Raw genomic sequence first — 23,685 nt, 5'->3', positions numbered from 1 at the left:
CGTGGCCGGAGCGGGCGGGGGAAGGCGCTTGTGCTGACGACGGGCAGCGGCGCACCCTTCTGAGCGATGCTGCTCACCGGGCAAGGGGCGGCGCGGCGGCGCTGCCGGATCGACAGCGCTGCCGGATCGATGCACGGGTTTACAGGCCGGTGAGTTTTTCCTGTTCTTCGGGATAACGGGCTCCGACGATGGGGATGGCTTCCAGCCGAGCACGCATTTCGCGCAGCTCCTCGGGCGTGAACGTGAGATCGGCTGCAGCGGCGTTTTCTCGGATGCGCTCGATGCGCTTGGAGCCCGGGATGGGGACGATCCAAGCTTTTTGCGCCAGCAGCCAGGCCAAGGCTATTTGCGCCGGAGTCGCCCGTTTGCGCTCCGCCCATTGCTGTACGCATTCGACCAAGGCGACGTTGTGCTGCATGTTCTGCCGGGAGAATCGCGGGATGGTGCTGCGAAAGTCGTCGTTGCTGAAGGTGGTGCTGCGGTTGAAGCGCCCGGTGAGCATGGCCTTGCCCAAGGGGCTGAAGGGGACGAAGCCGATGCCGAGCTCTTCGAGCGTCGGCAGCAGGTCTTGTTCCGGCTTGCGGTACCAGAGCGAATATTCACTCTGGACGGCGGTGACCGGGCAGACGGCGTGAGCTCGCCGCACGGTGGCGGCGGAGGCTTCGGAGAGTCCCCAGTGGAGGACTTTGCCTTCGCGAATGAGTTCGGCAAGGGCGGCAGCCACTTCTTCGATGGGGGTGTGGGGATCGACCCGATGCTGGTAATAGAGGTCGATGTGATCCGTGCGCAGTCTCTTGAGGGAGCCTTCGACGGCGCGGCGGATGACGGCAGGCTTGCCGGAGAGTTCGACGGGACGCTCGCTGCCTTCAAAGTTCACGCGGCTCATGTCGTAGCCGAACTTGGTGGCGATGACGACTTCGTCGCGCAGGGGTTCCAGTGCTTCGCCGACGAGTTCTTCGTTGCGAAACATGCTGTAGACTTCGGCGGTGTCAAAGAAGGTAATGCCGGCTTCTACAGCCCGGCGGATGGTGGCGATGGCGTCGCGTTTCTCCGGATAGGGCGGGTAGCTCTGGGTGAAGCCCATGCAGCCCAAGCCGAGGGCGGAGACGCGAAGGCCGCTTCGGCCAAGGAGGCGTTGTTTCATGTTATCGGGTGCGGGGTTTGATGGTTAAGTCGGGGATGAGGGCGGTGGAGTCGATGAGTTCGAGTTTTTGCACCATGTTGAGGGTGCCTTGTTTGTATTTGCGGAAGTGCGGGGTTTGGAGGTGGGAGCGGTAGGCGGCGGTGTCTGCGTAGATTTCGAGGATGGTGACTCGGTGCGGGTGCTCTTTTTCCGCGGTGGCGTAGAGGGTCAGCACGCCGGGTTCGAGCCGCATTGAGGCTTCGATTTCCTCGCGCAGCAGGGCATTGTAGGCGTCGAGTTGCTGAGGGTCGACTTCGATGCGCGAGAGGCGTACGAGGGGGGTGGCCGCGGCGGCGTTCTGCGGCGCGGCGCTGCTCGGGGGCGGCTCTTCGGTGTTTTCGATGACTTTGAGGGCCTTCATGACGGGCGGGAAACCGACGTAGGGCAGGCATTGGAGGGCGACGTCTGCGAGGGTTTCACGGCTGATGCCCAGTTTCATGCAGGCTCGTGTGTGCGGCGGCAGTTGCGCGTCGGCATTCATGGCGATCAGGAGGCTGTAGAGCAGCAGCTCGCGCTGCCGAAGCGTCAGCCCGCCCCGCGTGTAAAAGTCCCCGAAGCAGTACTCGGTGAGAAAGCGGGCGACCTGCTGCCCTGCACCGCCGGGTACGCCTGCGAGATTCCGGGCGATTTCGTTCCCGTAGAGGGGTGTCTGGATGGCGAGGCCGCGCTCATAGCGATTCTCTCTTGTCGTGGTGCCCTGTGATTCGAGAGGCAGCTCGATGCCGCGGGAGCGGAAGACCTCATTGAGGGCCTCGACGGCGGGCAGGACGCGCGGGTAGCCGAGGAAGGGGGTGCACTGGTAGAGGGCTTCCCGAAGCTGTATGGGGGAGGCTCCGGCGCGCAGGGCGGCTTCGGCGTGTTGGCGGAGCTGCGGTGTCTGCTGAAGGTAGAGGAGTTGGATGCAGGCGATGAGTTCGCGGGTGGCCGTGTCAAGCTTTCCGGCGGCGGCGATGTCGCCGTCGGTGAAGCTCCGGATGATGGTCATGAGCTCGGGGTCGGTGAGGCTGAGCGACGAGGGCAGATTCCCGAAGAGCTCTCGGCTAGGCCGCGGGCTTTGCTCACCGAGGGAGAGGGCGTCCGCCTCGGCGGCCTCTGCGGACACGGCGGACACGGCGGACACGGCGGCCTCCTGTTGTGACAGCGACGGCTGAGGCGCTGCTGCCGAAAGGGCTAGGGCGAGGAGGAGGGAGGGGATTTTCACGGAGGAAGGGGTGGGGTTCATGGTGGGGTGCTGTGTCTTGTTTGTTGAGAGGGAGAGTCCGGGGGCGCTTCGGCGCTTGAACAGGCCGAAACGCGTCAGCGGCGGCAGGGGAAGTAGCGCCCGTAGGTGAGGATGCGCCAGATCCACTCGAGGGGGCCGTAGCGGAAGGCGCTCAACCAGAGGCTGCTGAGGATGATTTGAGCGATGAAGATGAGGAGGGCGATGAGTTCGACGCCGACCAGCGGCAGGGAGGCGCCGAGGCCGAGGCCGATGCCGTAGTAGAGCAGGACGCCGATGAGGGATTGCATGAGGTAGTTGGTGAGGGCCATGCGCCCGGGAGCGGCGAGCAGGCGGAAGGGGGCGGCGCTGCCGTGGCGCAGGTAGGCGAGGCAGATGAGGCCCACGTAGGCGAAGGCGAGGGGGTAGACGCTGAGGGTGTAGATGAGGCTGTGCGCGGCGATGCCCCAAGGCCGGCCGTTCATGGAGCTCCAGGCGAAGAGCGGGGAGAGGAGGAGGCCGACGCTGCCGCCGATGAGGGTGAGGCGGCGCAGGGCTCGGCGGTGCTCGCCGAGGCGGGCGTAGAGGCGGTGGCGGCCGATGAGGAAGCCGAGCAGGAAGAGGCCGAGGACTTTGAAGTAGCGGTTGCCGTCGATGAATTCTTGGGCGCGCACGGCGGCGCCTTGGATGAGGAAGTCGAAGATGCCCGCATAGCTGTCGGCGTCGCGCAGCCAGGTGGCGAAGTTGTCGGGGGTGATGCCGCTGTGGGCGCAGGCTTGCTGCTGCAGCTGCACGAAGAAGGCGGCGGGATGCAGCCCCGCGTATTCGCAGGCGGCGTCGATGCCGACGGGCAGCAGGAGGAGGGCTAGGGCGCTGCCGAGTAGGACGCGGTCCGGGAGTTTGCGGAAGAAGGGCAGCAGCATGCCCATGAGGGCGTAGAGCAGCAGGATGTCGCCGCTCCAGATGAAGGTGAGGTGCAGCAGGCCCATGAGGGCCAGCAGAAGCATGCGCCGCATGAAGAGGGGCAGGACGCGCCCGCCTTTGCGGGTGGTGTTTTGCAGGATGATGGAGAAGCCGATGCCGAAGAGCAGCGAGAAGATGGTGTAGAATTTGCCGTCGATGAGGCTGTGGACGATGAAGTTGAGGGCGTGGTCCCAGCCGCTGACGGGCAGTGCGGCGGCGGCCTCCTCGGGCAGGAAGCGGTAGAGGGAGAGCTCGGGATAGTTGGCCAGGGCGATGCCGAGGATGGCGAAGCCGCGCAGGCTGTCCAGAATCACGTAGCGCTCGCCGGCTTGGGTGGGCAGGAGGGGCGCGGTTCGGGCGGGGCTTGCCGACGGCGGCTCGGGTGCCGCAGGGGGGTCGGGGACGACGGGGGAGGGGTCGGCCTCGGCTTTGCTCAGCGGGGTGAGGTGGGTGTTTGGCGGGGTGTCTGCCGGGGAGGAGCGGTGGGAGCGGGTCATGTTCGGGAGCGGGGATGGTGGAGTTCAACGAGGAGGACGCCGATCAGGATGACGATCAGCCCGAGGATTTGGAGGAGGCTGACGTCTTCGTGGCCGAGGGTGACGCCCAGCAGGATGGCGACAACGGGGTTGACGTAGGCGTGGGTGGCGACTTCGGCGGCGGGGCGCACGCTGAGCAGCCAGATGTAGGCGGTGTAGGCCAGCAGGGAGCCGGCGAAGATGAGGTAGAGCAGGCTGAGGTGGGCGGTGGGGCTGAGGGCGGCCGGGCAGAGGCTTTCTCCGCCGGCGGCAGCGCCGAGCCAGAACATGCCGGCGGCGAAGATCATTTGCCAGCCGGCTCCGGCGAAGCTGTTGCGGGTTTCGGTGCCGGGGCTGCTGTATTTGGCGTAGAGTGTACCGAGAGCCCACGAGATGCAGCCGGCGATGAGCAGCAGGATGCCGCGGCTGCCCTGCCCTGCGGCGAGGCTGTCGGCAAGGAGTTGTTCGGCGTAGAGGGCGGCGACGCCGATGAAGCCGATGAGGATGCCGGCGACGGCTCGGGGGCGGTAGCCGCTGCGGCGGCGCTCGGGCAGATCGAGCAGCATGATCCAGATGGCGGTGGAGGAGGCGAGGATGGCGACGAGGCTGCTGGTGATGTAGCGCTGGGCGAGCATGATGACGGCCATGTCGACGAAGAGGAGGACGACGCCGCTGACGGCGGAGCAGCGCAGCAGCTGCGGGGCGAAGATGCGCTCGCCGCGCAGCGCACAGATGAGCAGCAGCACGGCCCCGGCGATGCTGAAGCGCCAAGCTCCGAGCAGGAAGGGGGGAATTTCACGCAGCGCGACGCCGATGACGTAGTAGGTCGACCCCCAGACGACGTAGATCAGGAAGTAGGCCAACAGGATGGCAGCCAGGCGTGCGGGGGCGGAGGGCATGGGCAAGACGGAGGGCGAGCACGGGAAGCGGAACGGACGAGGCGGCAGCGGCAGCGGCGCAGGACGGCAACAGCGCAGGACGGCAGCGGCGGGGTGAAAGCGGCGGGGGCGGCGTCAGAGGGAGGCGACGAAGCGGCGGAAGCGCTCCAGCGCGTCGCGGAGGAGGCGGCGCGGGCAGGCGATGTTCCAGCGCAAGTAGCCGTAGCCCTCCGCGCCGTAAAGCTCTCCGCCGTTGAGGCGAAGTCCGGTGGCGTTAAACAGGCGATCGGCGAGGGAGGGCTCGGCGTCGGCTCTGCCGGGGTCACCCGCGGGGCCGGGCAGCAGGCTGCGGCAATCGACCCAGACGAGGTAGCTGCCTTCGAGGCGGGTGACGGGGAGGCCGGGCAGGTGGCGGCTGAAGAAGTCGCAGAGCTCGCGATAGTTTCCCTGAAGGTAGATCATCAGGCGTTTGAGCCACTCTTCTCCGTGCGTGTAGGCGGCGGTGGAGGCGGCGACGCCGAAGGGGTTGACGTCGCAGACTTCATGGATGTTGATGGCTTTGTCGATGCGCCGACGGGTTTCGGGCTCGGGGCAGACGATGAAGGCGAGCTGTAGCCCGGCGATGTTGAAGGCTTTGCCGGCCGACAGGAGGGTGATGCAGCTGCCTTGGTTGCCGGGCAGAGAGGCGCAGGGGGTGTAGCGGTAGCCCGGCAGGACGAGATCGCCGTGGATTTCGTCGGAGACGAGGGCGAGGCGGTGGCGGCGGCAGATGTCGCTGAGGCGCTCGAGTTCATCGGGTGTCCAGACGCGGCCGACGGGGTTGTGGGGGTTGCAGAGCAGCATGACGGTCGTGCGGGGATCGGCGGCGCGTTGCTCCAGATCCTCGAAGTCCATGACGTAGTGATCTCCCTCGGGGCGCAGGGGGCTTGTGATGGCGCGGCAGCCCATGTTGCGGATGGAGGAGAAGAAGCAGTTGTAGACGGGGGTCTGCACCAGAACGCCGTCGCCGGGGCGCGTGAGGGCGCGCAGCACGGCGGAAATCGCGGGGACGACGCCGCTTGTGTGCAGGATGTGCTCGGCGGGGAAGCTCCAGTTGTGCCGCCGCGCACACCAGTTGATGAGGGCCTGATCGCAGGCGGCGGGGACGCTCACGTAGCCGAAGATGCCGTGCTGCACGCGCTGCCGGAGCGCGTCGATGATGGGCGGGGCGGTGCGGAAGTCCATGTCGGCTACCCAGAGGGGAAGGATGTCGTCTCGGGAGTCGCTGTTCCATTTGGCGGAGTCGGTGCCGCGCCGCATGACGGGCTCATCGAAGAGGGGGTCGGGAGAGGCCGGCAGCGGGCCGTCGGTTTGAGGAGTGGGGTTCATGCTGTACATGGGGGGGACGGGAGGAAAGGAAGGGAGGATGGGGCGGCGGCTCGCAGGGGGGAGCGCGGCGCGGCCCTCAGCGCTCGGTTGCGATGCGGCAGGCACCCGGGTTCTTGGCGTGCTCATCGAGGATGATCTCGCCGATGCTCTCGGCGTGAATGCTGCCGCCGGCGGGATTCTTGACGCTGGTCACGTGCCCGCGGATGTCGGCCTGCAGCTTGCTGTACTCGAAGGCGAGGTCGCAATCCTCGGCCAGGCTGCAGTTCTCCAGAACGAGATTTTCAGCGTAGCAGAGGGGCTGGGTTCCGGCGATGCGGCAGTTGACGAGGCGCAGGTTGCGGGAGTGCCAGCCGAGGTATTCGCCGTCGAGCAGGGAGTCGTAGACCGTGACGTTTTCCGAGTTCCAGAAGGCGTCTTTGGAGTGAATCTCGGCGTTGCGGATTTCCACGTCCCGGCAGTATTGGAAGGAGTAGTTGCCCAGCTGGCGGTAGCGGTCGATGCGAATGCGGCTGCTGTGCAGGAAGATGTAGTCGCCCTTGCAGACGTCGACGTCGCGCAGCTCCGCACCTCGGCAGAACCAGAGCGTTTCAGCGGCGTTGGGAAGGCGCACGCGCTCCAGATACAAATCGTCCATCTCGCGAAACATCTTGGGCGCTTCGACCAAGGTGTCTGTCATGCGCAGCTGACGCGAGTACCAGAGGGCGGCGCGGGCGCCTTCGGTAAACAGGCAGTTGTCGATCGTAAAATTGTGCACGTGCCAGAAGGGGTACTTGCCCTCAAAGCGGCAGTGTTCGGCGATGATGTCGCTGCATTCTTTGAGAGCCGATTCTCCGGCGTGAATGGTGACGTCTTGCAGGTGCAGGTTGTGCGAGGCGAAGAGGGGGCGCTCACCCCCGAACTCGGTATGTTGCAGAAAGGTCATGCTCTTGTTCATGGTGTTATTCATCGTGTTATCAGTGTGCGGGTGTTTCGGGTTGAAGGCTGATCGGGCAGCGGCGGCCCTCCGATGCTCGTATTGTACGCCAAAGCAGCAGGGAATCAAATACTTGCTCAGCATACTTCACCATGCCTTCCGAGCATGACGGGCGGCAAAAGCTCTCTCGGATAGGCGACTCACACGCTTTCTTGAGGTTGTTTTCAGCCAAGAAGGGGGAGGCCCGCAAGTCCGGAAGCGTCAGGCCGAGGCGGAGGGGGAGCGCGGCGCCGATTCGTGACGAACGGACGCCGGACGTCCGGCGGGTGCCGGAGCGAGAGGCCCTCAATAGCCGTGTCTCCGAAGCAACGCTCCTGCAAACGGCGCGAGAGCTCAAAAGTGGTTCCGAAATCGGGTGTGCACTTGCCCATTCTGTCCGCATGTGATATAAGAGGCAGGCGGGTTCGCGTGATTTTCGGGCACGGAGCTCCGGCAAAGAAGAGCAGAGGAAGCGAAGACGAAAGCGCAAAAGACACATGCAAGCCATTATCTTAGCAGCGGGAATGGGGAAGCGCCTGGGTGAGCTCACGGCGGAGAATACGAAATGCATGGTGAAGGTCAATGGCGTGCCCCTCATTGATCGTTTGCTTTCTCAGCTGGACGCCATCGAGTCCCCCGAGCGCCTGAACCGCATCGTCATCGTGATCGGCTACAAGGGAGAGAACCTGCGCCGCCACATTGCGACACGAAACGTGCGAACGCCCATTGAGTACATCGAAAATAGCGTTTACGCGAGCACCAACAACATCTACTCCCTCTATCTGGCGCGTCAGCAACTCATGCAGGATGATACGCTGCTGCTTGAATCGGATTTGATTGTCGAGGATAGCGTCATTCGGAGACTTTTGGATCATCCGTACCCCAGTCTGGCGCTCGTCTCCAAGTTTGAGAGCTGGATGGACGGGACGGTCGTCACCCTCGACGAAGATTACAACATCAAGAGATTCATCCCCGGGAGCAAGTTCTCGTACGAAGAGTCGGAGGCCTATTACAAAACCGTCAACATCTACAAGTTCAGCCGAGAGTTCTCCCGCACGCATTATGTTCCCTTCCTGGAGGCCTACAGCAAGGCGCTGGGAAACAACGAATACTACGAACAGGTTCTTCGCGTCATCGCCCTGCTCGACAAGCCCGAAATACGTGCCCTGCCGCTCGAGCATGAGGCATGGTATGAAATTGACGACATTCAGGATCTCGACATCGCCGAATCCATGTTCTGCGAGGCATCCGAGAAACGCCTGCGCATGGAGAGTCGCTACGGCGGCTACTGGCGCTACCCCCGCATCTTGGACTTCTGCTACCTCGTCAACCCGTTTTTCCCGAATCACCGCCTCATGTCGGAGCTAAAGGCCAACTTCGAGGTGCTGGTGCGCAACTACCCGTCGGGAATGCGAGTGAACAGCCTGCTGGCCGCCAAATACTTCGGCCTGCGCACGGACTACATCTGCGTGGGCAACGGCGCGGCCGAGCTGATCAAAGCGCTCATGGAGCAACTCAGCGGCAGCTTGGGTGTCGTGCTCCCCACCTTTGAGGAGTACCCCAACCGTCTCTCCCCCGAGCGACTCGTCTGCTATGAAAGCGTCGATCGCGATTTTGCGTACGGCGCCCGAGAACTCATGGACTTTTTCGACGATAAGGGCATCTCCACCCTCCTGCTCGTCAATCCCGACAATCCCGGCGGCAACTTCATCCCGCTGCCCGAGCTGGAGACCCTCTGCCGCTGGGCTCAGCGAAAGGGGATTCGGCTCATCATTGATGAGTCCTTCGTCGACTTCGCCGAGGGGACGCCCCACAACACCCTGTTGACGAATCGCCTTCTGGAGGAGAATCCTCATCTCCTTGTCGTCAAGAGCATCTCGAAGTCATACGGCGTGCCCGGGTTGCGCCTCGGAGTTCTGGCCGGTTCGGATCGCGAGCTGATAGCCCGGCTGAAGAAAGACGTCGCCATCTGGAACATCAACTCACTGGCGGAGTTCTACATGCAGATTTTCGGAAAGTACGAGACTTCCTACCGGCAAGCCTGCCGTCTCTTCAGGGAAGAGCGGGATCGCTTCATGGCGAGCCTGCGGCAGATTCCCTTCCTCCGCGTGCTGCCCAGCCAGGCCAATTTCTTCATGTGTGAGGTGCTGCCGCCCTACGGTTCTCTTGAGCTGACGGAACGCCTGCTCAGCGAGTATGACATCCTCATCAAGGATTGCAGCCGCAAGAAAGCCATGAAGGGCCGACAGTTCATCAGGCTGGCTGTCCGCTCACGCGAGGACAATGAGCGCTTGGTACAGGCATTGAATGAATTGCAAAAACAGAGATGAGTGAACGGTGCGACATCGGGGTCTGCGGCGGCGGCCGCTGCAATCAAATAGCTTGAAACCTTTATCGCCAGCTCGGTGCTCAACGCATTCGTGCACCGGACACGGCAGCTGCTCAGGCTCTAAGCTCCCGAAACCCTCTGACGACGAAAGGGAGGTCTGATGACCTCCCCCCACTCAAGAGTTTGTTCAGTCAAAGAATCTGACCGTGTATTGGTGGGTTTGTATTTTGTCTTCGGGCGGAATGGCTCTCCAGTCGCCGTACAGGCGCGTGAGATAGGCGTCGGTGTTTCCGGGAACGCTGAGCATGCAGTCCTCGAACTTCATTCGCGTCAGCGGCCAAACGTCTTCTTTGTATCGTCGAGACGTAAATTCACATCCGAACACCATTCGGTAATATCTCTTGGGGGGCAAGAGTCTTGAAAGCCCCCTGAAAGTCGGTGCAAGCAAGCGAGTGAAGACGCCATTGAAGATCGGCACCAGCGGCGCGAGCAGGCGCCATACGGGTCTGCCGCTCAGCGGTGCCTTGACCAAAGCTTTATAGTATGCTGAACTCACGAGATGAAAAAGTCCGGTGAAGCGATCGCTCACGGGAAAGATATCCACATTGAGTCCCTTGTATTTGTAAAGGTTATGCATTTGGCGATCGGGATGAATCCCCTCGGACTTCAGGTCTCGCAGAATGACCCAGTTGTTGTAGATGTGAGGATCGGTCTCCGGGCATTGAAGAACGAACTCGTCACTGAGCTTCTGCGTGAGCATGATGCGCTTGAACTTCAGCATGTCTTCGTAGGGCATGCAGATGTCGGTATCGTCATCCCAAGGGATGAAGCCTTCGTGGCGGGCAGCTCCCAGCAGGGTGCCGGAGTCCAGCCAGTAGTTGATGCCGTTTTCGGTGCACACCCGATCGATGAACTTGAGCATCTCGAGCATCCTGAGCTGCATGCGTCGCAGCTCCGAGCCTTCAGGGTTCCAACGCTGTTTCATTTGTTCTTGATTGTCGGGCATGTGGCGGAACTGATCCGGGATTATTGTCGGCCGAGTGTTTCGTACAAGTGGTGAGCAAAAACGATATCATGAAGGGCAATGCCGATATTGTAGCTCAGGATACGCTCCTCTTCGCTTTCTCGTCCGGGAATCTTGCCCAACAAAACAGCAGGGAGCTCACCGAAATGTTTAAATTGGGAGAAATGCTGAAATCCTCGGACATGAGCCGTATCATCCGCAAACACCTTATCAAAGAAGAGATCGCAGTTCTGAAAGCCTCGCGTGTGGACAGGAACAACCAAGCACCCCTGTCTGAAATCATCATCCTCGGCTATCAGAGAATCCGTATACGTTATACATGAAATAATAACGTCAGAGGAACGCACCAAGCTCCTGTAATTGTCTTCGATAACGACATGCCATTTCGGGCAACGCTCTCGATATTCATTCTGAATCTCCTCTGCTTGCATTTTGTGCCGAAGCACATGCAAGCAGAGAGGTTGGTGAGAGAAGAGTTCGGCCAAGCAGGCAAGAGTCGCCCGGCCCGTTTGCCCCAACCCCATGATGGCTATATCTTTGAAGTCCGGCCGAGAAAGCTGTTGTACGGCCAGAGCCGCTACAGCGCCGGTGCGTATGGCCGTCAGTGCGGTGGCATCCATCAAGGCGAGAAGCTCACCTGTGTCCTCTCTGTAGAGCAAAAGATCCCCCGCAATGGAGGGTGTGCGCCCGGGGTATCTCGTGACAACCTTGACGCCAAAAACATTCAGCGACGGAATCATGCACGGCATGGTATTCATAAAATACCCGCCGTCATACGTTATGCTGATTTTGTGGGGGAGTCGGGCATTGTACTTCAATGAAAAGGCCTCTCTAACCCACCGCAGGGCATTGGATGGCGTGAGGAGCCCGGAATCAAGGATTTGTTGTTTTGAAAGAATGATCATGTTGAACAATGACGCGTGCGCCCGCAAAAAACACGTGTGTTTATATCATATGCCACATGTTCGTCAAGCCTCAATTTTCCTCAAAGAGTGTTTTGGAATCTGTTCCCATTTTCCCGGAGCCAAAAAGATCGGCGGATGACAAAGGAGGAGACTCGCCCGATGCATGGCGGAAGAGGGGAGCAAGCCCGGCGCAGCGGCCGACGAGCGCGGTGCATCGGCAGATCTCACCGCCTCGGTAGGCTCCTTCCCCGTCAGGCGGGGATTGACGGCGCGGCGGCTTTGCTGTAAGATCAGCTTCGGCACCCGGCTACCTCCGGGCTGATGCAGACGATGACCGACAAAGCGAAGCGTGAGTTCACCGCAAGGTCGATAGGGATAGGGCTGTGTGAGCTGAGATTTGAACACGCGGACACGCACTGTTGCTTCGCCGTGACCAAGAGCCCCGTGCTGTTGAATATCACGGGGCTCGTGTTCTACCCCTTCCTGTATTGAAGGCTGGGGCGGACGTCGGGCGGCATGGCTGTTTCTGCTCCTTATATCGGCTCGGGCGATCAGGGGCGGATTCAAGCTCTTGCCGATCGCCTCGAACGCGAGGTGTTGAGGATCTGCAAGGGGCTGGCGTTGCGTTACAGTCTTGTCGTGGGGAGAAAGAGATCGCGCCTGATCCTGCCCTGCTTGGCGGACCTGAAGGAGATGGGTTGCGGCGATGATGTCTCTTCCGATCTGATGGCCGCGCTGCGAGCCTGCCTGCGGGATGAGCGGCATGTTTCTTCCGACTGATCGATCGCTTTGTCCGTGGCGTCTCCCGGCACGCTCTATGTCTGCAACTTTCTGAAAATAAATATTTGACCTTCGTCGGCCCGCATGCTAAAAAAATACTCGCGGTGCTCGCGCATGCCCGGCCGGGGCAACAGCGCGGCGCGGGTAGCTGCGGCAAGGCGCGGCTCCGTTCCGCACCGGATGAACCGACAGACACAACTTCTCGCACAATGAAAAAAGCCATTCTCTGCGCCCTAGTGCTGGCCCTGGCCGCCTGTGATCAGAGCGAGTCGACCGAAATTCAAATCCCGCCGACTCTTTCATCCGCCCCCTGCGCGGCGGATGTGATGACGGTGGACATGCTTGAAAAACTCCTCACGGATGCCTTCGCCAAGGTGGATTGGGGCGGCGTGGAAGCGTTCAAGGGAAAAGGCTTCGTGGAAGGCGGCTATAATATCTATCCTCTGAGCCTGCTTCTGACCAACTTGGATGTCCCCGCAGACGGCATCGCTGAGGCGGCGACGGTGTTGTGGCTCAGCGAACACGAGGATACGCTCGAGCTCTGCTGGTGGAAAAGCGATTGTTCGCTGTCTCGTATGATGATTCTTGCCTTGGTTCTGGGCAGTCGATACGGGGAACAATTACATACGACGGCCTGCCCGGAGTTCCCGACCGCCCCCTTCAATGAAGAGTATCGACAAGTGCGGCAACGAGAAATCGACTGGGTCATGAGTCATCATAAGGAGATTCACACATTGCTCAAGAGCTTGACCGAGTCTAAATAAGCGATTCGCCGGGCGGACAACTCCCTCGCGCCTGCAACGGCGGCTCGTCCGCTGCGGTGCCTGTGGGTGCGTCGGGAGATTTTGGCTGCGCTTGCAAAAAAATCAGACAGAGGGGCTTGCCGGACGTTATCAATGTCAGTGAGGGGCGCCGCATAAGGCGCTCTTGAGTCCATGTTTGCGAATTTTGATGCGATGATGAAAGGGGGAAGTGCTCCACGGATGATGAGGGCTTGCTGCCTGCTGCCGGCAGCGATGGCGTTTCTCTTGTGTGAGTCGTCCTGTGCGTCGGCGGACCGCGTGGGTTCCGCGGGCGCGGGTTCGGATGGGATTGAGGCTTCGGCTATTGCTCTCTATGAGAAGTACGGGGCTCGCTACGGGGCGGATTCGCACCTTGTCGATGTTCGTTTGGTGCGGGGGAAGGAGCTCCCGCAGCGTTTCCGGCAGCGGCTGGAGCAGAAGGCGAAGTTCGCGGAGGAGCGGCGGTATTGGCTCGTCAGCATCAGCTATCGCTACAATCCCGAGAGGCCGGTTCTCGGCGGGGGAATGGACGCCGTTTATGATGCCGAGACGCAGGACTTGCTGATTTGCGAAAGGTGGAGATGAGTTTCCCGCCGGCGCCCCGTCGGCATCTCACCGACGCAGGCGGGGGGCGGCGGCGAAGCGGGTTGTTTACGGGGGGCATTGGGAGCGCCCGGGCGGCGTGCGGACGGTGCGGGGGCGGGGAGACAGGCGCGGGCGAGGAGCAAGGCCCGGGCGAGGGGCTGTGCGGGGACGGGGGGCGCAGCGACGGAAGCCTCCCGCCACGGATACGTTTTTCACTGCCTCATCGCATGCGGGTGGCGCAGCTGCCGCCGGCACGAGGACGGTGTGGGTGCGCGGCGCGCGCTTCCGGGTGTCCGCAGCTGCCTCCGAGGTCTGTTGCGGGGCGGCCGATGTTCCGAGTTCCGTTGCATGGAGCAGTCTTTCGATTGGTTCTTGCGGGGTCATAATTGAGCGGTGATCACGTCTCCGAGCCTTCGGCGCGGGAGACGGCGCCTTCTATGTTGCAAAACGCATGCCAATTTTTCGACAAAAGAGCGAGAAGAAACGATGAATAGCGCAAGAGCCCGATATTCAAGCTTTTATTCAGACGGCGCAGACGTCGGCGGCTCACAGCCAAGGAGGACGGCCGGATAAAAATAATACTCTGCGGATAAAAATGTTCTCGACATGGGGTCAAAACGCTGCTATTTCTCTTGGGCAGAGCTCCCTCCGATGAACGAAAACAAAAGTTTGGTCATTGCCGGTCACGGGTATATTGATTGCCTGATGGCGGCCGTCCTGACGGCGCTTCGCGAATGTCTGAATCGCCGAGAAGTCGAGATGCTGATGTGCGCTCAGGCTTCGCTCGCCGACTTGCTCCGAGAGACGGCGACGGGCGATGCTGTTCCCGGCCGGGTGTTCATCGTGGGGGTCGGGCTTTCCGCCAACCGCGGGGCGCTGGTGGATTCTTTGCAGGCCCTGCGCCATGCCGGTTGCACCTGCACTTGGCTCAGCAATCAGGAGGCGGCTCAACCGCAGCAGTTGGACGGATTGCTGGAGCCTGTCCTTGCCTTGGACGCTGCTCTGACGGATTTGGCCGCGGAGCGCTTTGCTCCTTGGGGTGTGTATGAGGCGAGCGTGAGGGCGCTGCGCGACTGCGGTGATTCGGAGGCTCTGACTCTCTTTTACCGCACGGCGGGCTTTGTGAACCGAGTCATGCCCCGCGAGCACGGGGCGGAGGTGCTCCGGCTCTTTCTCGACGGGCTGCGTGCCCGCAAGCTGCCGGATTTCTCCCCGGCGTTGAAACAGTACATCCGGGCTTACGAGCTGATGGGGCACCGAGAACTCAAGGGCAATGAGCCTCCCGTCTACCGCCTCAAGCAGCTCATTCGCCGCGTTGCTCCGGCGGACGATCTGCGCATCATGATTCTGGGGGAGACGGGCACCGGCAAGGAGAGTGTGGCGAACCTCATTCACCTGAATTCCGAGCGCTGGACGCAGCGCTTTCTGGCCTACAACTGCGCGAGCTCGAACAGCGAGTTGCAGGAATCCGCCTTCCGGGGGTACTGCAAGGGTGCGTTCACCGGGGCCTCGGCCTACCATGCCGGCTTGTTTGAGCAGGCCAACGGCGGCACGCTGTTCCTCGATGAGGTGGGGGATTTGTCGCCCGAGTCGCAGGGGGTGCTGCTGCGTATTCTTGAGGAAAAGAAGGTCATGCCCATGGGCGGAGACAAGGAAGTTCCCGTGGATGTCCGCCTCATCACGGCCACCAACAAGGATCTTTGGCAGATGGCGGACGAAGGGACGTTCCGCGAAGACTTGCTCTACCGCCTGCAGGAGTTTACGCTCCGCACGCCTGCTTTGCGCGAGATTCCCGGCGACATTCCCGCTATTGCCGATTCCATGTGGCGGCAGTTGAATCAAGGCGAGGCACTGCCGGAGGCCGCGCAAGGCCCTCTTCGCTCTCATGACTGGCCGGGCAATTCGCGCGAGCTGCTCAACTTTCTCAAGTTCGCCCGCACGATGGGAGCCGGGAAGGAGGAAGGCTGGTCCGCGCTCTTGGAGCAACACTGTGCCCATCGGCGCCGTTTGCACAGGGGGGAGGAGAAGACGCCCGTGCGGCTCGACGAGCTCATCGCTCTTCACTGCAGGCGCATTGTGGCGCAGTGCGGCGGCAACATCACCCGCGCGGCGGAGATGCTCGGCATCCAGCGTCCGACACTCCGCCGCCATCTGGCGCGAGAGCTGACGAAGCAGCCTCAGCATCCCTGAGTGCAGCGCGCCCGACGCTCGGCCTCGGGGGAGGTTGCGGCCTCGGGGGAGGCGCGCCGCCGGGAGGGGGATGGCGGGGCGGGTTCGGTCTTGACATTTCAAGCGGCCGGCTGATATGATGTCGCCGTGCTTGTCAATTCATTTTCAACCAAGGTGTGCGGGTGGCTCTTCGCCGCGGCGGCCTGCGTTTGGCTTTGCGTGGCCGCCTGATTTTGGTACGCTCGCGCCGAGCGTCAGTCTTCATGGGAGAAGGCGACGGCTACGGTGACGGCGATCTGCGAGGAGAAGGGCCAAAACGGCGTCATCAAGTATTCGAGCCTGACTTTCGTCGATCCGGGTACCGGGAAAAGCGTGACGGTGCGGAGTCAGGTGGGCGCCTCGGAAAAGCCCGTCTATCCCGTGGGGGATGAGGTGGAGGTCATTTTCCCCAGCGGGCAGCCGGAGGAGGCCTGCGAAAATACCTTCGTCGTCCATTATCTGTTGCCTGCTATGTTGACCTTTGGCGCACTGATGTTCGGCGTCGTGTCTTTCGCGACGATGCGCTACAGCAAGAAGCTTGAGAAAAAAGAGCAGCTCCATGCCTGAGGGGCGCCTCGAGGGCGCGGAGCTTTGCTGAGCAGGGAGCCCTGCGCCCGGAGAGCCGAGCGCGGGGCGCGGAAAAGCCGCAAAAAAGCCGCAAAAAAGCCGTAAAAGAACCGCGCGAGAGCCGCAGGCTGGTGGTCGCGCGCGCTGACGTGCTCGGACTTGGTGAAGAACGAGGCGGCCCGGAAGAGCAACATGGCTCCGGCGACTCGCAGTTCAGTGACGACGAAGGGGGTGACGAGGCTGCCCGCCATGACCATTTTGGAGATGGGCGACATGAGCCCCCACATGGTATTGGCTCCGAGCATAGAAGCGTGACCGTTCCAACAGATTCTTTCCATGTCTCCGATTTTGTGCGGGGAGCCAAAGTAGCACGTTTTGCGAAGCTGTCAAGGCTTTTTCCGCCTCGCGCGGGGGAACCGCCGCAGGGGAACCGCCGCAGGGGAACCGCCGCAGGGGAACCGCCGCAGGGGAACCGCCGCAGGGGAACCGCCGCAGGGGAACCGCCGCGGGGGAACCGCCGCAGGGGAACCGCCGCAGGGGAACCGCCGCGGGGGGCTGTCCGCGGGCGTCCCTCCCGCTCCCGTGCCGAGAGCATGGCTGCGGGCACGGGGCCAGCGGCTCGGCAGCTCTCGCCCCGATTGCAGCAAAGGGGCTCCGAGGGGCGGCGGAGCGGCCTGATGCATCTTGCAGTTGCACCGAAACGCAAGACGGGTATTCGTTAGGATGAGGACTTGCCTTTGCTGTCGCAAAAAACGTTTTCCGCCCGCTTGACATGCCCCGCGCTATCGCCTAAAATACGAGCGGTTCCGCAGCGAAGCGACTCTGTTGCCTTGCTTGGGCCGAAACACGTCCACCGAGCTCTACGCCCCTTTTCACCACACACAGTTGCATCACATGAAAAGTCAAGATTTTCGATTCCGCGCGGGACTTCGTTCTCTGCCCGGGCTTTCCCGGCGGGTTCTTCCGGCCTTGTCTCTCTTGCTCTGTTCGCTTTGGGGCGGTGTGTCTCTCGCCTCCGCAGCGGAGCAAGAAGAGGCGGCGGCGGAGCAAGGGGCTTTGCCGGGGGTGCCCGTCATTGTGATAGGTGCGCCCGATGCGTCCTTGCCGCCCTTGGATGTCTCGCGCCCGATCGCTTCCGCCGCTCTCGCGCCGGGTACGGAGCTGCGCCTGCTGAGGCTGGAATGCCGAGCTGATGAGGTCTATGGCCGCTGGAAGGGGCTCGATGATGTCTATGACATCACGGCTCGTCTGGCTCTGGTGAATGGCTCCGAGCGGCCGATTGAGGTCGCTTACGAGGAGACGGTGCTGGGTTCCGGCTCGCCGGCACCGGTGGTGAGGCGCGCCGAGAGCGGGGAGCCGCTGCCCGAGGAGCCTTCGCCTACGGGAGGGCAGTGCCGCCCGATGGAGCTGAGGCTTGCTCCGGGTGCGGCGTTCACTAAGCTGTGGATGCGCACGATGGTGCTGCGCTTGCCCGATCTGAGCGAGCCCTGCGTTATCGAGCTGAGCGGGTCGGTGCGCCTTGACGGCAAGGTTTATGGCTACGCTTTCCGGCACGAGTTTGTGCCGGAGGAGATTTTGGTTGAGCCCGCGCCTCCGCTGCTGTCGCCGCAGGAGGAGGCGCTGCACAGGGCGGCCGAAGAGGGCGATGCGGCTGAGCTCAGGCGCTTGCTGGAGGCCGGAACCGCGATGAAGGCGGACGGGTCGGGCGAGACGCCGCTGGCTGCGGCGGCGCGACGGGGGCAGGCTGAGTGTGTGCGGCTGCTGCTTGCGGCAGGCGCGAAGGACGAGGCTGCGCCCGAGGCTCTGTCTGCCGGGCACGCGGCGGCGATGAACGGCCACCGGGAGGTGCTGCGCCTGCTGCTCGAGGCGGGTGTTGCCCGGCCGGATTTGTTCTCGGCAGTATACGATGAGGGCAGCGAGACGATGCGCCGTCTTCTGGCAGAGGGGGCTGATGTGAATGTGAGGGAGGGGCTCCGGGGGTGGACGCCGCTGCACTTGGCGGCGCGGCAGGGGCGGGCTGATTTGGTTGAGTTGCTCGCCGAGGCCGGGGCCGATGTCCATGCGGAGGATCCGGCCGGGCAGACGCCGCTGCTGCCGGCCTGCGGATGCGGGCAGCGCGAGGCTGCCGCCGCGCTGATTCACCGAGGGGCCGAGGTGAATACGGCGGATGAGCAGGGGGCGAGTCCGCTCCTGCTCGCCGTCTGCAACGGCGATGCGGCTTTGGCGGCTTTGCTGATTGAGGCGGGGGCTGATGTGAATTTCCGCCCGGAGGAGGAGGCTTTTGACGTGATCTCTCCGCTGCATGTCGCGGCCGCGCTGGGTTCTCCCGAGCTGGTGGAGCTGCTGCTCCGGGCCGGGGCGGATGTCCGTGCGACTTACCTCGCCGATACGCCGCTGCATCTGGCGGTGGTCTGCGGCTGCGAGGCTGAGGCTGAGGCTGTGCTCGAGAGTATCGCGGCTCTAATGCCGGACTTGCCGCCGGGGGAGGATGTCCGCGTGCGCTTCCCGCGGCCGGATGCGGCGAGCCGCCTCAGGGTGGTGCGGGCTCTGCTGAACGCCGGGGCGGATCCGAATGCGCTCGGCGGCATCGACGGGGATGAGACGCCTCTTGACTGGGCAAAGGCGGCCGAGGCGGCCGGGCAATCGGGCATGGGGGATGTCCTTCGTCTCCTCCGCCGAGCAGGGGGCAAGGACTGAGCTCTTTCTCCCCTCCCCCGCTCGGGCTGTCCGGGCGGGCTCTGCGGACGGGCTGTCCGGGCGGGCTTTGCGGTTGCGCTTGGGCGGGGCAAGGGGCGGCGCGGCTTTTCGCGCGGCGTTTTCCCTTGCTTCATGCTTTCGCCTTGACAGGGCTCACCCGGCCGGGTTAGACTGCTGAATCTTCGGTGTGATGCCGAGCTTAAACGATTAACTGATACAGACGATGAAGAAGGGTCTTTTCACCATGCTGATGGCTGCCTGCTGCGCTCTGACGCTCAGTTCCTGCAGCCCGACTTTCGATAAGGATAAGCCGCAGGAGAGTGTGCAGGAGATGCTCAAGGATCTCCCCGCTGACAAGCAGCACGAGTTCCATAAGGCGATGTTTAAGATCGGCTTCAGTGTCGGCTTAACCAACGCGGCTCTGGGGGCTTCGTTCGATTCAATATCCGCCGAGGTGCTCGAGGTGCTCGACGGCAAGACGGTCGACGAGATTATTGAGTACGCTCAGGGGCTCTGAGGCGCATCAGTACTTGCAATGTTCAGGAGCCGGGGACGCGCGCGGGCGTTCCCGGCGCGTTGTGTTGCGCGAGGGGAAGGGGCGAGAGGGCGGCTCCGGCAGCGCGGCTCGGAGGCGGTTCAGCGTGTGCGCTTCCAAGGGCCGTCGCCGACGGAGAGGACTTCGACGCGGACGCGGTCGAGGCCTTTGCGGTGGAAGTCGAGGCGATGCGCGACTTCGCTGCTGACGTCGATGAGGCGGTTGTTGATGAAGGGGCCGCGGTCGGCGACGCGGGCTTTGCAGCTGCGGCCGTTGCTCAGGTTGGTGATGCGAACGACGCAGGGCAGCGGCAGGGTGCGGTGGGCGGCGTAGAGGCAGCCTTCGTAGAGTTTCTGCCCGATGGCGCCGCGGCGCCCGTCGGCTTCGTAGTGCGAGGCGATGCCTTCGGCGCGGTAGTGCAGGGCTTGGTCGACGCTCATGGGGACGTAGTGCACGCCTTTGACGGTGTAGGGGGCCATTTTGTAGCCGGGGTAGTCGGCGGCGAGTTGCTGCTGCTGGCAGGAGCTGAGCAGTTGGCTGCAGGCGGCGAGGCCGAGGGCGAGGGCGAGGATGGCGGGGCGGCGGAGGTGGCTGTGTTTCATGGTGCGGTGGGGAGGGGGAAATCGGAAAATCGGGAAAACGGGAGGTGCGGGGAGAGTGGGGGAATGAGGGAGACGGGGTTGCGTCAGTGGTGGCAGCTGCTGCATTCGGTGGAGGCGTTTTCGCGCCGATGGCAGTCGAGGCAGCTGCGCATGCTGTGGTCTTGCGCGGCGCCGGGGCGGGTATGGCATTCTTCGCAGCTGATGCCGGCACGGGCGTGTGCGCCGTGGTGGAAGTGGACGTAGCCCGGCAGGGACTGCACGCGCACCCAGCGCAGGGCTTCGCCGTGGTAGACGGGCGATTCGGGGTTGGCGGCGGCATGCAGGGGCAGCAGGCGGGGGTCGTCGGGGAGGATGTGGCGGTGGCAGTCCATGCAGCTTTCGGCGCTCGGCATGCCGGCTCCGGCGTCGCGCTCGGCGCCGCGATGGCAGGCGAGGCAGGGGATGTTGGCTTTGTCGGGGTCGCTGTGGGTGGCGTGGTCAAAGGGCATGGGCTGCGCGGGTTCGTAGCTCGGTGCGCGGAAGGCGTAGTAGTAGACGGCGATGAGGGCCGCGACGGGAACGACGAGCAGGGGCAGCCAGGCGAGCAGGGCTCGGCGTGGTGAGGGGGGCGGGGCGTCGGTTTGCGGCGCGGCGGCTCCCTGCCCTGAGGCCTCCTGCTCTGCGGCTCTCGCTGCGGCGGCTCGCTGCTCGGCGGCCTCCTGCTCGGCTGCGGGGGCTGCGGGCGGCGGCTCGGGGGCGCGGCGGCGTGTTTCTGGCTCGGGCGAGGTCATGCGTCGGGGTCTTCGGCGATGTCTTCACCCATGTCTTCGGGGTCGACGGCTTCGTCTTCGTCGGAGGCGCTTTCAGGGTCTTCGGCTTGGTCTTCGTCGACGATGACGGCGGCCCCGGTGTTGATGATGCGCGTGCCGCCGGGCACGGGGTCGGTGTGCTCGCGGTGCATGGTGCAGAGGCTTCGCGGCTGGTTGATGTCGACCAAGTTATCGGTGTAGGCGGTGCCCTCGTACTCGCAGCCCGAGTGAGCGAGCATGCCCGAGACGCGGCAGAGGCGCAGCCCCATGCTGCGCGGCGCAGCCGGGGTGCCGCGGATTTCTCCCATGGCGTAGCCGCGCTCTTGCGCTTGTTTCATGATGCCGACCCAGAGGGGGAGGGCGACGGTGCCGCCGTAGGCGCGATCGGCAATGGTGCGCGGTTTGTCGAAGCCGACCCAGACGGCGGTGGTGAGTTCGGAGGTGAAGCCGCAGAACCAGGCGTTGCGGTAGCTGTTGGTCGTGCCGGTCTTGCCGCCCGCCGGTGCCGTGAAGCCGAGCTGCTGCATGCGCCCGGCGGTGCCGCCGGGTTTGGTGATTTTCTGCAGGATGGCCGTGGTGATGGCGGTGGTGCGCGGCGAGAAGACGCGCCGCGCCGAGGGTTGGTTGTGCCAGATGACGTGGCCGTCAGCGTCGGTGATGGATTCGATGATGTAGGGGGTGGGGCGCACGCCGCCGTTGGCGAAGAGGGTGTAGGCGGAGGCTACTTCGAGGGGCGAGGCCTCCCACGTACCCAGATAGATGGTGGGGCCGGGTTGGCGCGGCGGCGCGGGGAAGCCGGCCATGAGGGCGTAGTTGACGACGTTTTGCAGGCCGGCGCGCACGCCGGCTCTCACGGACATGGTGTTGCGGCTCTTGAGCAGACCCCAGCCGGCCGGGTGCATGCCGGTGTAGCGACCGTCGGCGTTGCCGGGGTTCCAGCGGCGCGCGCCGGGTACTTCGCCGGGGCGCAGGCGGTCGTCGGAGAGTTGCGAGTTCGGGGCGTAGCCGCGCTCAAAGTAGGTGGAGTAGACGAAGGGCTTGAAGAGGGAGCCGACCTGGCGCCGACTTTGGACGGCGCGGTTGAGGGGCGATTCGGAGCTGTCTCGCCCGCCGACGACGGCCAGCAGGGCGCCGGTGGCGTTGTCGATGATGACGCAGGCGGCTTGCAGATATTGGGGGCGCAGGCGCGCGGCGGCTTCGGGGTCGCGCGCGCGCAGGGCTTGGTATTCGGCTTGGTAGCGGGCGCGGGTCTGGTACTTGTAGCGGGGGTTTTTCTCAAACATGTCGACGAGGCGCGCGTCCATGTCGTGCATGGCGGCGTCCTGCAGGTCGAGGTCGAGGGTGGTGCGGATGACGAGGCCGCCCGAGTACATGATCTGCTCTTTGATGTGCTGCTCGTCGGCTTCGAGCATGTTGAGGATGTGGTCGACTTCGCTGCGGATGAGGTCGAGCGCGTAGTTGTCCGTCCCGCTCCATTCGGGCAGGCGGGTGACGATGGGCTCGGCCATGGCGCTCTCGTATTCGTTGCGGGTGATGTAGCCGTGCTCGACCATCAGTTTGAGGACTTTGTCGCGCTGGATTTTCGCCGCCGAGGGGCTGCGGTAGGGCGAGAATTCGTTGGGGCTGCAGACGATGCCCGCCAGCAGGGCGGATTCGCTGATGGTCAGGTCGCGCGGCTGTTTGCTGAAGTAGCCGTACGCCGCCTGCTTGAGGCCGAGGAAGGTGTGCCCCCAGAAGACGCGGTTGATGTAGCAGGTGAGGATGGTTTCTTTGTCGTAGGTGGCTTCGATGCGCCAGGCGAGGACGACTTCGGTGAGCTTGGCGTCGAGGTTGCGCTCGCGGTGGTTGTAGGTGTTTTTCGCGAGCTGCATGGTGATGGTGGATGCACCTTGGGTGGCGTGGCGGTGTTTGAAGACTTGGCCGACGGCGCGCATCACGCCGCGCGGGTCGACGCCGCCGTGCTCCCAGAAGGAGCGGTCTTCCTGCACGATGAGCGCGTCGATGAAGTACTGCGGTACTTCTTCGCGCAGGTTGGTGATGGTGCGGCGATTTTCGCCGTGCAGGGTGCCGATTTCGCCGCCTTTGCGGTCGAGGACGATGGAGCGCTCGGGCATGCGCAGGACTTGGGTGATGTCGTAGCGCCCGGCTTTGATGCCGTAGATGATGCCGATGATGAACAGGAAGATGAAGCCGACGAAGCAGAGACTCAGGATGAGGCGCAGCGGCAGCAGGATGATGCGGGGCGCGTGCCGCGTCAGATACCAGATGAGCCGGAAGGGGAAGAAGAGGATAAGCATCAGGGCGCGCAGCGCGCTCATGCCCTTGGCGGGGGGCTTGCGGAAGGTTTCCCAAGGGGCGGGCTCGCCGCCGCGGGCGGTGCTGCCGGAGTCGGAGCCGTAGTCGCTCGAGCCGAGCAGGCCGAAGGCGCGGTCGTCGTCGGCGAGCGGCGGGGGAGATACGGCGGTGCGGCGGCGGGGGGCGTCTCGCCGCGCGGCGGGCGGCGCTTCGTCGCTTCTGAGGTGGTAGGCGCCGCGCTCGGGCTCCGCCTCGCGGGGGAGGTGCCCGCGGGGCGATTCGCCGCGAAGGGAAGCGTCGTTCAAGGCTTCGTCGGGCAGGGATGGGGCGCGCAGCGGTTCGCCGAGTGCCTCGTCGCCGCCGTCCGGCTCGCTGTCGTCCGGCTCGCTGTAGTCGACGCTCTCGCGCTGCACGGGGCGGCGCGGCTGCGGTGCGGCCTGTGCGCGCGGGCGCGCGGCGCGGGGACGCGGGCGCGGTGCGTCGGTATCGTCGTCATCCGATGCTTTGTAGCGAGGGCACATGAGCAGCTGA

20 protein-coding genes are annotated in these 23,685 nt (G+C 63.6%); 8 read left to right on the top strand and 12 right to left on the bottom strand.

Translation table 11 applies throughout. The annotated features are described in order from the left end of the window. Positions 1–139: 139 nt before the first annotated feature. The 6 genes from AC6UAL_RS00585 to AC6UAL_RS00560 form a co-directional block, all read right to left on the bottom strand. Positions 140–1,144: an aldo/keto reductase gene (locus AC6UAL_RS00585; RefSeq protein WP_500681405.1), complete on the bottom strand. Its 1,005-nt coding sequence runs from the start codon at positions 1,142–1,144 to the stop codon at positions 140–142. Between the two features lies 1 nt (position 1,145). After that, positions 1,146–2,405, bottom strand: coding sequence for a carboxymuconolactone decarboxylase family protein (locus AC6UAL_RS00580; protein ID WP_500681404.1), 1,260 nt, complete (start codon positions 2,403–2,405; stop codon positions 1,146–1,148). 74 nt (positions 2,406–2,479) lie between these two features. Beyond that, the gene (locus AC6UAL_RS00575) at positions 2,480–3,841 is read right to left on the bottom strand and encodes a DUF418 domain-containing protein (protein WP_500681403.1); all 1,362 of its coding nucleotides are present in this window, start codon (positions 3,839–3,841) and stop codon (positions 2,480–2,482) included. Then, positions 3,838–4,758: an EamA family transporter gene (locus tag AC6UAL_RS00570; protein WP_500681402.1), complete on the bottom strand. Its 921-nt coding sequence runs from the start codon at positions 4,756–4,758 to the stop codon at positions 3,838–3,840. Before AC6UAL_RS00570 ends, AC6UAL_RS00575 begins: the two co-directional genes overlap by 4 nt. Positions 4,759–4,872: 114 nt before the next feature. Continuing rightward, a complete protein-coding gene (locus AC6UAL_RS00565; protein WP_500681401.1) occupies positions 4,873–6,105 on the bottom strand; it encodes a MalY/PatB family protein in 1,233 nt (410 codons plus the stop codon). A 76-nt stretch (positions 6,106–6,181) separates the two neighbouring features. Next, positions 6,182–7,027, bottom strand: a complete 846-nt coding sequence (locus AC6UAL_RS00560) for a DUF3737 family protein (RefSeq protein WP_500681415.1) — start codon at positions 7,025–7,027, stop codon at positions 6,182–6,184. A gap of 527 nt (positions 7,028–7,554) precedes the next feature. Here AC6UAL_RS00560 and AC6UAL_RS00555 point away from each other — a divergent pair. Continuing rightward, entirely contained in the window at positions 7,555–9,387 is a 1,833-nt protein-coding gene (locus tag AC6UAL_RS00555; RefSeq protein ID WP_500681400.1) for an aminotransferase class I/II-fold pyridoxal phosphate-dependent enzyme, read from the top strand. 186 nt (positions 9,388–9,573) lie between these two features. On the opposite strand, the gene AC6UAL_RS00550 is transcribed toward AC6UAL_RS00555, so the two are convergent. Together AC6UAL_RS00550 and AC6UAL_RS00545 are read right to left on the bottom strand one after the other, a co-directional pair. After that, a complete protein-coding gene (locus tag AC6UAL_RS00550; RefSeq protein ID WP_500681399.1) occupies positions 9,574–10,392 on the bottom strand; it encodes a LicD family protein in 819 nt (272 codons plus the stop codon). Between the two features lie 20 nt (positions 10,393–10,412). Then, on the bottom strand, positions 10,413–11,315 hold the full coding sequence (locus AC6UAL_RS00545; protein ID WP_500681398.1) for an ornithine cyclodeaminase: 903 nt from the start codon (positions 11,313–11,315) through the stop codon (positions 10,413–10,415). Between the two features lie 516 nt (positions 11,316–11,831). Between AC6UAL_RS00545 and AC6UAL_RS00540 the strand changes: the two genes are divergently transcribed. The 5 genes from AC6UAL_RS00540 to AC6UAL_RS00520 all read left to right on the top strand — a co-directional run bounded on the left by AC6UAL_RS00540 (position 11,832) and on the right by AC6UAL_RS00520 (position 16,237). Continuing rightward, entirely contained in the window at positions 11,832–12,095 is a 264-nt protein-coding gene (locus AC6UAL_RS00540) for a hypothetical protein (RefSeq protein WP_500681397.1), read from the top strand. Between the two features lie 209 nt (positions 12,096–12,304). Further along, the gene (locus AC6UAL_RS00535) at positions 12,305–12,859 is read left to right on the top strand and encodes a hypothetical protein (RefSeq protein ID WP_500681396.1); all 555 of its coding nucleotides are present in this window, start codon (positions 12,305–12,307) and stop codon (positions 12,857–12,859) included. Between the two features lie 252 nt (positions 12,860–13,111). Beyond that, positions 13,112–13,462, top strand: coding sequence for a hypothetical protein (locus AC6UAL_RS00530; protein ID WP_500681395.1), 351 nt, complete (start codon positions 13,112–13,114; stop codon positions 13,460–13,462). 651 nt (positions 13,463–14,113) lie between these two features. After that, complete coding sequence (locus AC6UAL_RS00525; protein ID WP_500681394.1) at positions 14,114–15,652, top strand: sigma 54-interacting transcriptional regulator; 1,539 nt, start codon at positions 14,114–14,116, stop codon at positions 15,650–15,652. Between the two features lie 264 nt (positions 15,653–15,916). Continuing rightward, entirely contained in the window at positions 15,917–16,237 is a 321-nt protein-coding gene (locus tag AC6UAL_RS00520) for a hypothetical protein (RefSeq protein ID WP_500681393.1), read from the top strand. On the opposite strand, the gene AC6UAL_RS00515 is transcribed toward AC6UAL_RS00520, so the two are convergent. Continuing rightward, positions 16,195–16,575 (bottom strand): hypothetical protein, encoded by a 381-nt coding sequence (locus AC6UAL_RS00515; RefSeq protein ID WP_500681392.1) that lies wholly within the window; start codon positions 16,573–16,575, stop codon positions 16,195–16,197. The genes AC6UAL_RS00520 and AC6UAL_RS00515 overlap by 43 nt on opposite strands. Before the next feature lie 664 nt (positions 16,576–17,239). On the opposite strand from AC6UAL_RS00515, the gene AC6UAL_RS00510 reads away from it, so the two are divergent. Beyond that, positions 17,240–18,934 (top strand): ankyrin repeat domain-containing protein, encoded by a 1,695-nt coding sequence (locus AC6UAL_RS00510; RefSeq protein WP_500681391.1) that lies wholly within the window; start codon positions 17,240–17,242, stop codon positions 18,932–18,934. A 223-nt stretch (positions 18,935–19,157) separates the two neighbouring features. Next, the gene (locus tag AC6UAL_RS00505) at positions 19,158–19,451 is read left to right on the top strand and encodes a DUF6694 family lipoprotein (RefSeq protein WP_500681390.1); all 294 of its coding nucleotides are present in this window, start codon (positions 19,158–19,160) and stop codon (positions 19,449–19,451) included. Between the two features lie 119 nt (positions 19,452–19,570). Here the strand turns inward: AC6UAL_RS00505 and AC6UAL_RS00500 are convergent, their stop codons facing one another. The 3 genes from AC6UAL_RS00500 to AC6UAL_RS00490 all read right to left on the bottom strand — a co-directional run bounded on the left by AC6UAL_RS00500 (position 19,571) and on the right by AC6UAL_RS00490 (position 23,675). Then, positions 19,571–20,071, bottom strand: coding sequence for a septal ring lytic transglycosylase RlpA family protein (locus AC6UAL_RS00500; RefSeq protein ID WP_500681389.1), 501 nt, complete (start codon positions 20,069–20,071; stop codon positions 19,571–19,573). A gap of 83 nt (positions 20,072–20,154) precedes the next feature. Beyond that, on the bottom strand, positions 20,155–20,841 hold the full coding sequence (locus AC6UAL_RS00495; RefSeq protein WP_500681388.1) for a cytochrome c3 family protein: 687 nt from the start codon (positions 20,839–20,841) through the stop codon (positions 20,155–20,157). Further along, entirely contained in the window at positions 20,838–23,675 is a 2,838-nt protein-coding gene (locus AC6UAL_RS00490; protein ID WP_500681387.1) for a transglycosylase domain-containing protein, read from the bottom strand. Before AC6UAL_RS00490 ends, AC6UAL_RS00495 begins: the two co-directional genes overlap by 4 nt. Positions 23,676–23,685 lie beyond the last annotated feature (10 nt).

It is taken from the genome of Candidatus Parakkermansia intestinigallinarum (assembly GCF_944389695.1).
Lineage (GTDB): Bacteria > Verrucomicrobiota > Verrucomicrobiia > Verrucomicrobiales > Akkermansiaceae > Akkermansia > Akkermansia intestinigallinarum.
Note: the sequence above shows the minus strand (reverse complement) of the source record. Positions and strands in the feature narration are given on the sequence as shown.